This window comes from Micromonospora zingiberis (assembly GCF_004331455.1).
Lineage (GTDB): Bacteria > Actinomycetota > Actinomycetes > Mycobacteriales > Micromonosporaceae > Micromonospora > Micromonospora zingiberis.
On record NZ_SJJR01000005.1, the window covers coordinates 184,265 to 197,055 of the forward strand.

Here is a 12,791-nt window from a genome sequence, read left to right on the forward strand (position 1 = left end):
CGTCCGGCCCCGGCTGGACGTCGGGGCCGGACGAGCGCGTCAACTGCTGCGTCGTCGCAGGGTGGCCGCGGCGAGCACCAGGGCCAGCACCGCCGCGGCGGCGACCACGACCACGTCGCGCCACATCGTCGCGGTCGGTTCGGCGTGCGCGCCGACCTCCTGAAGGGCCTCGACGGCGTACGTCAGGGGCAGCACGTCGCTGATCGCCTGCAACCAGCCGGACATCTGGTCACGCGGGACGAACAACCCGCAGAGCAGCAACTGCGGTGCGACCACGACCGGCATGAACTGTACGGCCTGGAACTCGGTGCGGGCGAAGGCGCTGCACAGCAGCCCGAGCGCCACGGCGAGCACCGCGTTCAACGCGGCGATCATGATCACCAGCCCGATGCTGCCGGCGGTGTGCAGGTCGAAGACCCAGTACGCCACGGCCGAGGCGATGGTGGCCTGCACCGCACCGGCCAGCCCGAAGGCGATGCCGTACCCGAAGAGCAGGTCGGCCTTGCCCAGCGGGGTGGTCAGCAGCCGTTCCAGCGTGCCGGTGGTCCGCTCGCGGAGCATGGCGATGCTGGTCACCAGGAACATGATGATGAACGGGAAGAAGCCGAGCATCACCAGTGCGATCCGGTCGAAGGCGGATGGCGCTCCGGGCCCGGCGGGCTGGTCGACGTACATGTAGTAGACCAGGGTGAGCAGTGCGCTGGGCACGATCACCAGCAGGGCCACGGTCCGCCGGTCGTGGCGCAGTTGGCGCAGGATGCGCCCGACGGTGGCGAACAGGATCCGCACGTTCACGACGCCTCCCCGGTACGGCCCGGCTCGCCCGCCTTGATCAGTCGCAGGAATGCCTCGTCGAGGTCCTCCACCCCGGCGGCGGCGCGGACGGCATCCGGTGTGTCGTCGGCGATCAGCCGCCCGTCGCGGATCAGCAGCAGCCGGTCGCAGCGGGCCGCCTCGTCCATCACGTGACTCGACACCAGCAGGGTCTTCCCGGTCGCGGCCAGTTCGTGGAAGCGGGCCCAGAGGTCGGCGCGCAGCACCGGATCCTGGCCGACCGTCGGCTCGTCCAGCACGACCAGTTCCGGCTCGCCGACCAGGGCGCAGGCCAGTGACGCGCGGCTGCGCTGCCCACCGGAGAGGTTGCCCACCAACTGCCGCGCCGCCGAGGCCAGCCCGACGTCGGTCACGGCGCGGTCCGCCTCGACGTGACCACGGCCGTGCAGGGCGGCGAAGTAGCGGGCGTTCTCCCGGACCGTCAGGTCGGCGTAGACGCTCGGCGCCTGGGTCAGGTAGCCGACCCGGTGACGCAGGGCTGCGGCGCCGGCCGGCTGACCCAGCACGGTCACCGTGCCGGCCGCGATCACCTGAACCCCGACGATCGCCCGCATCAGGGTGGTCTTGCCGCTTCCGCTCGGCCCCAGCAACCCGGTGACCGAGCCACGGGGCACGACGGCGTCGATGCCGTCCAGTACTCGCCGTCGGCCCCGGTTCACGACCAGGCTCCGGACGGCGATCGCGTCGTCCATCGTCCACCTCCCGAAAACTCATCATCTGTTGAACTCAACGCTAGTTGAGTTCACCTCGCCAGAGCAAGGGGCGGCTGGGGGCGATGGGGACCTGGGCCAAAATCCGAGTCGAGTGGGCGGGGTCCGCCGGTGGGTTGAAACGCCCGTCAAGGCGCGAATGCCATACCACGGGCGAGAGCCTTGCTAACGGACACCAGGTCCGTCATCGGGCATTGCACCCTGATCGGACCTGCGGCAGGATGATCCAGTGGATCACGCTCCGTCACCGGACAGTGGGTTTTTCGACGACTGGACCGCGCGGCTGCGGGCGAGCGCCGACCGGCCCGTGGTGGGCATCCTGCTCCGCGGCAGCCACGCCCGACGGGCCGCCACCGCGCACAGCGACGTCGACGTCGACGTGCTGGTCGGCGGGGCACCGTACGCGGTCCGCCGGGCCTACTTCGCGGAGCATTCCGGTCGGCTCACCCACGTCTCGGTCGCCGCTCGGGACGTCCGCTCCTGGGTGACCCGGCTGGGCGAGCCGGCCGACTGGGCGTTCGGCCTGCCCGTGACGGCCCCCGCCCGGCTGCTCTGGGCGGATCCGTACTGGCGGACCCGGATCGACCTGCCGGTGCTCTGCCAGCCGGCCGACGAACCCCGGCTGGAGGAACTGATCGCCACCCTCGGCAAGGTGGCCTCGGCCCGGGACGCCGACGACCCGCTCGGGGTCCGGCTGGCCGCCGCCGACCTGGCCCGGCTCTGCCCGTCGGTGCTGCGGTTGGCGAACCCCGCCGTGCGGGTGGTGTCCCGCCGGCTGGCCTTCGCCGCCGCGCTCGACCTACCCGTCGCGCCGCCCGGCTACCGGGAGGACATGCTGCGCTGCCTCGGGCTGCGGCCCGGCTCGACCGGCCAACTGTGGGCCGCCGCGGCCCGCCTGGTGACCGGCACGCTTCCGCTGATCCGCCCCTACGCCGCCGAGGTGGCCGAGGCCGCCGGCCCGGATCTCGCCGACGCACTGCTCGACGGCCGACTGGAGCGCTACGTGGCCCAGTTGGGGCGGCCCGCCGCGGTGGCTCCGGCCGGCGGTCCGGAGCCCGCCACCGGGCCGCCGTCCGGCAGTCGGGAGCCCGCTGGGGTACCCGCTCCGCGTACGGGACAATGGGTCACTGTGCCCGTACCTGACGCGCCGGTGACCGGCGCCCACCGCGAAGTGCCGCAGCCGCCCGGCGGCCCGGACCGGCCGTCCCGGCTCGATCCGGCGATCGCCGCCCGGCTGCGACGTACCCCCGACGGCCTGGTGGCCGCCGTGGTCCGCCAGCACGACAGCGGCGAGGTGCTGATGGTGGCCTGGATGGACGACGAGGCCCTGCACCGGACGCTGACCACCGGTCGGGCCACCTACTGGTCGCGCAGCCGCCGGGAGTACTGGGTCAAGGGCGCCACCTCCGGCCACCACCAGTACGTCCGCTCGGTGGCCCTGGACTGCGACGGCGACGCCGTGCTGGTCAGCGTCGAGCAGGTGGGCGCCGCCTGCCACACCGGTCAGCGCACCTGCTTCTCCACCGAACTTCCCGTCACCGGGGAGGTGACCTCGTGACCGACGGCCGGGTGAGCCCGGACGAGGCCACCTTCACCGAACTGGCCGCCCGCTGGCGGGTCGTGCCGGTGACCCGCCGGCTGCTCGCCGACGCGGAGACACCGGTCGGGGTCTACCGCAAGCTCGCCGGTGGCCCCGGCACCTTCCTGCTCGAATCCGCCGAGCAGGGGGTCGGCTCGGCCGGGCTGGCCTGGGCCAGGTACTCCTTCGTCGGCGTACGCAGCAGCGCCACGCTGGTCGAGCGGGACGGCGAGGCGGCCTGGCTCGGCACGCCGCCGGCCGGGGTGCCGGTCAGCGGCGACCCCGTCGAGGCGCTGCGGCAGACGGTCGCCGCGCTGGCCGGCCCGCCCAGCGACCCGGAAGGCGGGATGCCGCCGCTGACCGGGGGCATGGTGGGCTACCTCGGCTACGACCTGATCCGGCGGTTCGAGCGGCTGCCCGCACTCACCGAGGACGACCTGGCCGTGCCCGAGTTGGGCATGATGCTCGCCACCGACCTGGTGGTGCTGGACCACTTCGACGGCTCGGCGATCCTGGTCGCCAACGCGATCCTGCCGCCGTTGGACGAGCCGGGCCGCGCGGCGCTGGTGACCGCCGCGTACCACCACGCGGTGGGCCGGCTGGACGCGATGACCACCGCGCTGTCCCGGCCCATCCCGCCGATGGTCTCCACCGTGCACCGCCAGCCCGTCGGAGAGGTACGCAGCCGTACCCCCGACGGTGGCTACCCGAAGGCGGTCGAGGCGGCCAAGGAGGCGATCCGGGCCGGCGAGTGCTTCCAGATCGTCCTCGCCCAGCGGTTCGAACGCGACACCGACGCCGACCCGCTGGACGTCTACCGGGTGTTGCGGACCACCAACCCCAGCCCCTACATGTACCTGCTGCGCTTCGACGACTTCGACATCGTCGGATCGTCCCCCGAGGCGCACCTGAAGGTGACCATCGAGGAGAGCGGCGAGCGGCGGGCCCTGCTGCATCCGATCGCCGGCACCCGCCCGCGCGGCGCGACGCCGGAGGCCGACGCCCGCCTGGCCGCCGAACTGCTCGCCGACCCGAAGGAACGGGCCGAGCACGTGATGCTGGTCGACCTGGGCCGCAACGACCTGGGGCGGGTCTGCCGGCCCGGCACCGTCGAGGTGCCCGAGTTCGCCACCATCGAGCGCTACAGCCACGTCATGCACATCGTCTCGACGGTGATCGGCACGCTGCGCGACGACCGGACGGCCTTCGACGCACTCGCCGCGACGTTCCCGGCGGGCACCCTCTCCGGCGCGCCGAAGGTGCGGGCCATGGAGATCATCGAGGAACTCGAACCGGTACGCCGGGGCCTCTACGGCGGCACGGTCGGCTACTTCGGCTTCGGCGGCGATCTCGACATGGCCATCGCGATCCGGACCGCGCTGATCCGAGCCGGACGGGCGTACGTACAGGCCGGCGCCGGGGTGGTGGCCGACTCCGACCCGGCTGCCGAGGACCAGGAGACCCGGAACAAGGCCGCCGCCGTGCTCGCGGCCATCGCCGCGGCGGAAACCCTCAGGCCGGCCCGGTGAGCGCGAGGAACGTAGCGCAGCGGAGTCCCGCAGTCGTGAGCGGAAGGTGGGCTCGGTGAGCGCGAGGAACGCAGCGGCGCGGCGCGAGTTGGCGTACGCCGTGTTGCTCTGCCTGGCCGGCGCGGGGCTGGCACTCTGGGCGGTGACCCGGACCTGGGTGGTGGACGCCGCCGGGCCGTCGGCCCTCGACGAGACGGGCAGCGGCGCGCGACTGCTGCCGTGGATGCCGGCGCTCGCCCTGGTCGGGCTGGCCGGCGGCGGCGCGGTGCTGGCCACCGGGGGTTGGCTGCGCCGGGCGATCGGTGCGCTGCTGACGCTGCTCGGCCTGGCGCTGGCCGGCGGCGGGGGCTACGGGCTGGTGGCGGACCTCGGCGACCAGGTGAGCCGGCACTGGCCGGCGCTCACGCTGGTCGGCGGTCTGCTGGCAGCGACCGGCGGGGTGCTCACCGCGGCGCGCGGGAACCGCTGGCCGGCGATGAGTGCCCGCTACGAGCGCCGGTCGCGGCAGCCCGCCGAGCCGGCCGGCCCGATCCGGGGCGCCGGCACGGTGGACGCCTGGGAGGCGTTGGACCGGGGCGAGGACCCGACGGTGCGCTGAGACCAGCGGCGTAGATCTGCGTGGGCGGTCCGGCGTGGCGGCGGGCGGCCAGGTGCAGGGCGTGCTCAGCCGCTGGGACCGATGGCCCGCAGCGGTCCGCGAGTGCCAGGTGCGACGGGGTGGGGTCGGTCAGCTGACCGGTTGCCGGTCGCGGACCCGGGCTGCGGCGAGTTCGGCCACCAGTTGGTCCAGGGCGGCCCGCTGGTCGGCACGGGCCCGGTCGGCGCAGATGGCCTCCCAGGCGTTGCCGCGCGCGGTTCGCATTCGGGTCGGCCCGACCACGGCGCGCTCGACCGTGTGGACGACACCGACGGCGAGCGACGCGACGGTGCGCGAGATGGTGGTGAGTCCGATGGTCTGGTGCGGCGCGGAGGAACTCATGAGCACCCCGGGAGAGATCGTCGTGGTGATGGGGCAGGCGCGTCACCGAGTCTGCCCGAGAAAGATGCTGCTCGGCTCACGTTTCGTAGTGATGACTGCAACGTCAACTCTCCGGCAGCCGGCCTGACCAGGCAAAGAGTCCTTCGTCCTTGACCTAGCTCACAGTATCGACGCCGGTCGTGCTGGCCCGGGGAGACGCCCGAGTGGGCGCTGGCATGGGTGGCTGTCGATCGAGCTGTGACGTAGAGTCACGGCACGTTTGCGCAAGTCGGCCATTATGCCCCAGCCCATTTCGTGAGGAGCGCCATACCCCCGGCGGTCGCTGCCAGGCAGGGCCCCCTAGCATCGGCCCATGACACCCGGAGAGGGGAGTCCGTTGGTGACTGCTGAGCATGCGCACGCGGAGGGGGACGAAGCCGGTTCGGCTGCCCCCACCAGCGTGCTCGACGAGATCCTGGCCGGCGTCCGGGAGGACGTGGCCCGGCGGCAGGAGCAGGTTCCGCTGGAGCGGATCCGCGAACTCGCCGCGGCCGCACCGCCGCCGCTGGACGCGTACGCGGCCCTGCGTCGACCCGGCGTAGCCGTCATCGCCGAGGTGAAGCGCTCCTCGCCGTCCAAGGGGCAGTTGGCTGAGATCGCCGACCCGGCTGACCTGGCCGGCGACTACGCCGCAGGTGGTGCCCGGGCGATCAGCGTGCTGACCGAGGGGCGCTGGTTCGGTGGCTCGCTGGAGGACCTCGCCTCCGTGCGCGCCGCGGTGAACATCCCGGTGCTCCGTAAGGACTTCGTGATCTCCAGCTATCAGGTGCACGAGGCCCGCGCGCACGGCGCCGACCTGGTCCTGCTCATCGTCGCCGCACTCGAACAGAACGCGCTGGTCGGTCTGCTGGAGCGGATCGAGTCGCTGGGCATGACCGCGCTGGTCGAGGTGCACGACGAGGAGGAGGCCGACCGGGCCCTGGAGGCCGGCGCGCAGGTGATCGGGGTGAACGCCCGTGACCTGCGTACCCTGCAGGTCGACCGGTCGGTGTTCGAGCGGATCGCGCCCGGTCTGCCGAGTAGCGTGGTCAAGATCGCCGAGTCCGGCGTACGCGGCCCGCACGACCTGATCCGGTACGCCTCGGCCGGCGCCGACGCGGTGCTCGTCGGCGAGGGTCTGGTCACCAAGAAGAGCCCGCGCGAGGCGGTGGCCGAACTGGTCAACGCCGGCAACCACCCGGCCACGCCCCGGCCGGTGCGCTGACCTCGTACCGGTCCCGTCCGAGGGAGAGGATCCCCGATGAGCGAACAGGTCATGGCATGAGCACTGAGGCGCCGGCCGGTTTCCCTGACGCCGCCGGTCACTTCGGTCGCTTCGGCGGGCGGTTCGTACCGGAGGCGCTGGTCGCCGCCCTCGACGAGCTGGGCGCCGCGCACCGTACGGCGATGGCGGACGAGACGTTCCGCGCCGAGTTCGCCGCCCTGCTGCGCGACTACGCGGGCACCCCGTCGCTGCTGTACGAGGCCCACCGGTTCTCCGCCCGGGCCGGCGCCCGGGTGCTGCTCAAGCGGGAGGACCTGAACCACACCGGCGCGCACAAGGTGCGCAACGTGCTCGGCCAGGCGTTGCTGACCCGCCGGATGGGCAAGAAGCGGGTGATCGCCGAGACCGGTGCCGGTCAACACGGCGTCGCCGCCGCCACCGCCGCCGCCCTGTTCGACCTGGACTGCGTGGTCTACATGGGTCAGGTCGACACCGAGCGGCAGGCGCTGAACGTGGCCCGGATGCGGATGCTCGGTGCCACCGTCATCCCGGTGACCACCGGATCCCGCACGCTCAAGGACGCGATGAACGAGGCGATGCGGGACTGGGTCGCCAACGTCGACGACACGCACTACCTGATCGGCACCGCCGCCGGACCGCACCCGTTCCCGGCGCTGGTCCGCGACTTCGTGCGGGGCATCGGCGACGAGGCCCGGCAGCAGTGCCTCGACCTGACCGGCGAGTTGCCGGACGCGGTCACCGCCTGCGTCGGTGGCGGCTCGAACGCGCTGGGCATCTTCCACGCCTTCGTCGACGACCCCCAGGTGCGGCTGTACGGCTTCGAGGCGGGCGGCGAGGGGGTGGCCACCGGCCGGCACGCGGCCAGCATCACCGGCGGCTCCACCGGCGTCCTGCACGGCACCCGCACCTACGTGCTCCAGGACGACGACGGGCAGACCGTCGAGTCGCACTCGATCTCCGCCGGGCTGGACTACCCGGGTGTCGGCCCGGAGCACGCCTGGCTGCACGACACCGGGCGGGCCAGCTACCTGCCGGTCACCGACGACGAGGCGATGGCGGCGTTCGAGCTGCTCTGCCGTACCGAGGGGATCATCCCGGCGATCGAGAGTTCGCACGCCCTGGCCGGCACCCTGGCCGTCGCCGGGAAGCTCGCCGCCGAGCTGGGCCGGCCGCCCACCATCGTGGTCAACCTCTCCGGCCGGGGTGACAAGGATGTGCACACCGCCGGCGGATACTTCGGCATCCTGGACGGGGAATCGGCATGAGCGAGCGGTGCGAGGGAATCGTCAGGCTCGGCGTCGTGGTGCCTCATGACGGCACGGAGCGCAGCGGAGTGGCGGCATGAGTCGGATCGGGGTGGCGTTCGACAAGGCGCGGGCGGACGGTCGGGCGGTGCTGGTCGGTTGCATGCCGGCCGGGTTCCCGACCGTCGAGGGCAGCATCGCGGCGATGAAGGCGATGGTGTCGGCCGGCGTCGACGTGATCGAGCTGGAGATCCCGTACTCCGATCCGGTGATGGACGGCCCGGTCATCCAGCGGGCCAGCGACATCGCCCTGGCCGGCGGGGTACGCACCCGGGACGCGTTGCGGATCGTCGAGGAGGTCGCGGCCACCGGTGCTCCGGTGGTCACGATGACCTACTGGAACCCGATCGAGCGGTACGGCGTCGACGCGTTCGCCCGGGACCTCGCCGCGGCCGGTGGCACCGGGCTGATCACCCCTGACCTGATCCCCGAGGAAGCCGACGAGTGGCTCGCCGCCTCGGACTCCCACGGGCTGGACCGTACGTTCCTGGTCGCGCCGTCGTCCACCGACGAGCGGTTGGCGATGACGACCTCGCACTGCCGGGGCTTCGTCTACGCCACCGCCCTGATGGGGGTGACCGGTGCCCGTACCCAGACCTCGCAGGCGGCACCTGTGCTGGTGGCCCGGGTCCGCGAGGTCACCGACCTGCCGGTCGGCGTCGGCCTGGGCGTGGGCACCGGCGCGCAGGCGGCCAGCGTCGCCGGTTACGCCGATGGCGTGATCGTCGGCAGCGCCCTGATCCGCTGCCTCCTCGACGCCCCCGACGAGTCCACCGCCCTGGCGGCCCTGACCGCCCTCTCCGCCGACCTAGCCAACGGCGTCCGCCACCCCACCCCCTAACCTCCTCCCCCCTCCCTCCCTCACCCCCGCCCCACTTTCGCGCCGATCATGCACTTCTGGTCGGCGTACTGTCTGGAATGTCAGGTTTTGTGGGGACGGAAAGTGCAAGATCGCGGGGAGTGGGGGTGGCGGGGGTGGGTGGACCGGGGTGACGGTGGGAGGGTTGGCAGCGGTAGCGTGTGCACCCGTGAGTAGCGCCTCGCCGACGTACCTGGCCGCCATCCCCAGCCCGAGTACCGCTGTGTGGCATCTCGGGCCGATTCCCCTTCGGGCCTACGCGCTGTGCATCATCGCTGGCATCGTGGTGGCCTGCTGGGTCACCGACCGGCGGCTGCGTCAGCGCGGGGTCGCTCCCGGCGCGGTGCTGGACATCGCCCTCTGGGCGGTGCCAGCCGGCATCATCGGGGCCCGGATCTACCACGTGATCACCTCTCCGGAGAAATACTTCGGCACCGGCGCCGACCCGATCAAGATCTTCTTCATCCACGAGGGCGGTCTCGGCATCTGGGGTGCGGTCGCGGGTGGCGCGGTCGGCGCCTGGCTCGCCGCCCGGCAGTTGGGCATCCCGTTCGCGGTGGTCGCCGACGCGTTGGCGCCCGGCCTGCCACTGGCCCAGGCGATCGGCCGCCTCGGCAACTGGTTCAACAACGAGCTCTACGGCGGCCGGACCAACCTGCCCTGGGGGCTGGAGATCCACCGGATGGAGGGCGGGCAGGCGCTCCGCGACGAGTCGGGCCGGCCGATCCTGGAGGAAGGGCTCTACCACCCGACCTTCGCGTACGAGGCGTTGTGGAACGTCGGCGTCGCCGCGTTGGTGTTCTTCGTCGACCGTCGACTGCGCCTCGGCCGGGGTCGTGCCTTCGCGCTGTACGTGATGGGCTACACCGTCGGGCGGTTCTGGATCGAGCTGATGCGTACCGACGAGGCCAACACCATCCTCGGCGTACGGCTGAACGTCTGGACCGCCGGGTTGGTGTTCCTCGGCGCCCTGATCTACTTCCTGCGGGTCCGTGGTCCACGCGACTACCTGATCCCGATCGGCGGGCCGGCCGCCGACACGGCGGCCACCTCCGACGTCTCCCAGGTGGATCTGGCCGCTCGGCAGGCGAGCGGGCAACCGGCCGCGCCGGAGGGCTACCGGGTGGTCAGCGAGGAGCAGTTCCGCCACTGGCAGGAAACCGGCGAGGCGCCACCCGACCCGACCGACGCCGCCTCCGCGGCAACGCCCAGTGGGCCCGCGACCGGGGAGTCCGTCACCGGCGAGCCCGCGACCGGTGACTCGGCCACCGGCGGGTCCGTGACCGGCGAGCCCGCCGACGGTGGGGCGGCCGCTTCGGCTCGGCCCGCCGACCGCGACAGCTGAACGAGGGGGCGGTATGCGGACCGCGGTGGTGGTCGGCGGCGGGCTGGGCGGCCTGGCGGTCTCGGGTGCGCTCGCCCGGTCCGGCTGGCAGGTCACCCTCCTGGAGCGGGCCGACCGGATCCGCCCGGAACCGACCGCCGTCGTGCTCTGGCCGAACGGGCTCCGTGCCCTGCGCGCCCTCGACCTCGGTGCCGGCCTGGACGCGGTGGCCACCCCGCTGCCCGATGGTGGGGTGCGTCGCCCGGACGGCCACTGGCTGGTGCAGCCGCGACCGGTCCCGGTCGAGCGCCTTCCCGTCGTGGTGCACCGCGAGGACCTGCACGACGCGTTGATCGCGGGGCTGGGCGACCGGGTCGAGCTGCGTACCGGGGTGACCGTGCGGACGGTACGCGCGGCCCCGGGTGAACGCCCGGCGGTGGGCGACGGCCGGCACACCTTCGAGGCCGACCTGGTGGTCGCGGCCGACGGCGCGGACAGCGTGATCCGTCGTCAGCTGGCCCCGCAGGCCAACGTGGTCAGCTCCGGATGTGCCGCATGGCGGGCGGTGATCCCCTGGTACCGGGCGCCGAGCCTGCCCGACTCGGTCAGCGGTGAGATCCTCGGCGCCGGCTACCGGTTCGGGGCCGCCTCGCTGGGCGAGCGCGGTTCCTCCGGTGCCTCCAGCCGGGGCGGCATCTACTGGATGGCCACCGCCGCCGGTGCCCCTCGACCCGAGCCGCCGCAGACGCAGCTGGCGCTGTTGCGTCGCTGGTACGCCGGCTGGCCCGCCCCGGTCGACGAACTGCTGGCCGCCACCGAGCCGGGCGACCTGGTGCAGCAGGAGATCCGTGAGCTGCGCCCGCTGCCGAAGGCGTACGGCTTCCCGGTCGGGCCAGGCGGCGTGGTGCTGCTCGGCGACGCCGCCCACGCCATGCCGCCGCACCTCGGGCAGGGAGCGTGCCTGGCCTTCGAGGACGCCGCGACGCTCGCCTCGTTGCTGCGCGAGTCGACGCTGCCCGACGCGGTGCAGGCGTACGACCGGGCACGCCGCCCCCGGGCGGCGGCCGTGGTCCGCCAGACCCGTCGGATGTCCGCCGTCCTGCAGACCCGGGGCCGGCTGGCGCTGCGCGCCCGCGACGCCGCCCTCAACACCATCACCCCCCGCATCCTGGGCAGCGCCGCCGCCATAGCCGCCCAATGGCGCCCCCCAACCCCCTAACCCACCCGCACCCCCGCTTTCGCCCCGAACCGCGCTCCCACCCCCCGAACCGCGCGTCGATCATGCAGTTTCGGTCGGCCCAAAGCTGGCAAAACGGGGCGAAGTGGCGACCGAAACTCCATGATCGCGGGGAGCGGGGAGCGGGGAGCGGGGAGCGGGGAGCGGGGAGCGAGGAGCGGGGGAGGGGGGAGTGCGGGGTTAGGGGTGGAGGGTGGGGGGTTCGGCTATGCAGGCGGTGCCGATGCGGCGGAAGCCGGTGCGGAGGTAGACGCGGGCGATCTCGTCGCTGCCGGCGGAGAGGAAGACGATCTCGACGCCGTCGGCCAGCAGGGCGCGGGCCAGGGTGGCGGTGACGGCGGCGGCCAGGCCCCGGCGTCGGGCGCTGGGCAGGGTGGCCACCCCGGCGATCTCGGCGACGTCGCCGACCCGCATGGCCATGCCGCTGGCCACCGCACCCTCGTCGGGTGTCTCGGCGAGCGCGGCGAGCCGGCTACCGTCGGCGATGGCGGCCTGCTCGTCGTCCAGCGCCGCGACGTCCAGCCCGCGCAGGGCGGCGTCGCGCTGGGTCGGGCCGGCCTCGCCCCGGCCGGTGCCGGGGGCGGCGAACCCGATCGCCGCGACCGCCCGCCGGGCGGCCACGTCGGCGGCGGTGGTCGGCGCCGAGGCGGTCAGCAGCCGTACCGGTACGTCGGTGAAGGCGGTCGGTTCGGCCAGCGCGGTCGGGTCGAGCACCAGCAGCGGTGCCTCCAGCACGGCGAGTCCGGCCGAGCGAGCCACCGCGAGTAGTTCCGGGTTGACCTCGTGCACCCATTCCAGGGCCTCGGGCAGGCCGAGTTCCCGTTGCCGGGCCCGGACCGCGGTCAGGTCCGCCAGTGACGGCGGCCGGTCGGCGTCGCGACGGGGCCGGGCGTAGAACGGCCATCCGTTGCCTTTCCGTACGAACAGCACGCAACTGCCGTGCTCCTCCGCGCGAGCGGCGTCTCGCGGCACCGCGTCGTAGAACCGTTCCAGACGGTCCAGCAGGTCAGCGTGGTGTGCATCCACCGGGCGAGACTACCTGTCCCAGAGTCTGGACGGTGTGATCAATCTGCACTGGCCTTGCGCGCCTAGCCCTAACGTAGACTCAATAGTCCGTGTATAGGGCCGACGTCGTCCCGACCATGATCTACCCTGAGTGACGACAGGAGGCC

At 73.2% G+C, this 12,791-nt stretch carries 12 protein-coding genes and 1 pseudogene; 9 read left to right on the forward strand and 4 right to left on the reverse strand.

Annotation, left to right across the window (positions count from 1 at the left end):
- Positions 1-39: 39 nt before the first annotated feature.
- Entirely contained in the window at positions 40-795 is a 756-nt protein-coding gene (locus E0H26_RS10305; protein WP_131303355.1) for an ABC transporter permease, read from the reverse strand.
- On the reverse strand, positions 792-1,526 hold the full coding sequence (locus E0H26_RS10310) for an ABC transporter ATP-binding protein (RefSeq protein WP_131303356.1): 735 nt from the start codon (positions 1,524-1,526) through the stop codon (positions 792-794). The genes E0H26_RS10305 and E0H26_RS10310 overlap by 4 nt, the downstream gene beginning before the upstream one ends.
- A 610-nt stretch (positions 1,527-2,136) precedes the next feature.
- Here E0H26_RS10310 and E0H26_RS29810 point away from each other — a divergent pair.
- The 4 genes and pseudogenes from E0H26_RS29810 to E0H26_RS10325 all read left to right on the forward strand — a co-directional run.
- Positions 2,137-2,454: pseudogene (locus tag E0H26_RS29810) on the forward strand (phosphoribosyl-AMP cyclohydrolase); the annotation flags it as partial.
- A gap of 219 nt (positions 2,455-2,673) precedes the next feature.
- Positions 2,674-3,102, forward strand: coding sequence for a phosphoribosyl-AMP cyclohydrolase (gene hisI / locus E0H26_RS29815; protein WP_131303483.1), 429 nt, complete (start codon positions 2,674-2,676; stop codon positions 3,100-3,102).
- A complete protein-coding gene (locus tag E0H26_RS10320; protein WP_131303357.1) occupies positions 3,099-4,652 on the forward strand; it encodes an anthranilate synthase component I in 1,554 nt (517 codons plus the stop codon). The genes hisI and E0H26_RS10320 overlap by 4 nt, the downstream gene beginning before the upstream one ends.
- A gap of 55 nt (positions 4,653-4,707) precedes the next feature.
- Entirely contained in the window at positions 4,708-5,250 is a 543-nt protein-coding gene (locus E0H26_RS10325; protein ID WP_240742094.1) for a Trp biosynthesis-associated membrane protein, read from the forward strand.
- Between the two features lie 129 nt (positions 5,251-5,379).
- On the opposite strand, the gene E0H26_RS10330 is transcribed toward E0H26_RS10325, so the two are convergent.
- Complete coding sequence (locus E0H26_RS10330) at positions 5,380-5,631, reverse strand: hypothetical protein (RefSeq protein ID WP_131303359.1); 252 nt, start codon at positions 5,629-5,631, stop codon at positions 5,380-5,382.
- A gap of 439 nt (positions 5,632-6,070) precedes the next feature.
- Between E0H26_RS10330 and trpC the strand changes: the two genes are divergently transcribed.
- From trpC to E0H26_RS10355, 5 genes are all read left to right on the forward strand, one after another.
- On the forward strand, positions 6,071-6,874 hold the full coding sequence (gene trpC, locus E0H26_RS10335; protein ID WP_206025016.1) for an indole-3-glycerol phosphate synthase TrpC: 804 nt from the start codon (positions 6,071-6,073) through the stop codon (positions 6,872-6,874).
- Between the two features lie 56 nt (positions 6,875-6,930).
- Positions 6,931-8,160, forward strand: a complete 1,230-nt coding sequence (gene trpB, locus E0H26_RS10340; RefSeq protein WP_131303361.1) for a tryptophan synthase subunit beta — start codon at positions 6,931-6,933, stop codon at positions 8,158-8,160.
- Between the two features lie 76 nt (positions 8,161-8,236).
- A complete protein-coding gene (gene trpA, locus E0H26_RS10345; RefSeq protein WP_131303362.1) occupies positions 8,237-9,040 on the forward strand; it encodes a tryptophan synthase subunit alpha in 804 nt (267 codons plus the stop codon).
- Positions 9,041-9,227: 187 nt separating this feature from the next.
- Complete coding sequence (gene lgt / locus E0H26_RS10350; protein WP_131303363.1) at positions 9,228-10,403, forward strand: prolipoprotein diacylglyceryl transferase; 1,176 nt, start codon at positions 9,228-9,230, stop codon at positions 10,401-10,403.
- A gap of 13 nt (positions 10,404-10,416) precedes the next feature.
- Positions 10,417-11,601, forward strand: coding sequence for an FAD-dependent oxidoreductase (locus tag E0H26_RS10355; RefSeq protein WP_131303364.1), 1,185 nt, complete (start codon positions 10,417-10,419; stop codon positions 11,599-11,601).
- 198 nt (positions 11,602-11,799) lie between these two features.
- Here the strand turns inward: E0H26_RS10355 and E0H26_RS10360 are convergent, their stop codons facing one another.
- On the reverse strand, positions 11,800-12,645 hold the full coding sequence (locus tag E0H26_RS10360) for a GNAT family N-acetyltransferase (RefSeq protein ID WP_131303365.1): 846 nt from the start codon (positions 12,643-12,645) through the stop codon (positions 11,800-11,802).
- Between the last annotated feature and the right edge of the window lie 146 nt (positions 12,646-12,791).

Excerpts from the sequence above, each read along its gene's own strand:
- trpA (WP_131303362.1), top strand. The coding sequence starts at position 8,237 with ATGAGTCGGATCGGGGTGGCGTTCGACAAGGCGCGGGCGGACGGTCGG.
- E0H26_RS10330 (WP_131303359.1), bottom strand. The coding sequence starts at position 5,631 with ATGAGTTCCTCCGCGCCGCACCAGACCATCGGACTCACCACCATCTCG.
- E0H26_RS10310 (WP_131303356.1), bottom strand. The coding sequence starts at position 1,526 with ATGGACGACGCGATCGCCGTCCGGAGCCTGGTCGTGAACCGGGGCCGA.
- trpB (WP_131303361.1), top strand. The coding sequence starts at position 6,931 with ATGAGCACTGAGGCGCCGGCCGGTTTCCCTGACGCCGCCGGTCACTTC.
- E0H26_RS10355 (WP_131303364.1), top strand. The coding sequence starts at position 10,417 with ATGCGGACCGCGGTGGTGGTCGGCGGCGGGCTGGGCGGCCTGGCGGTC.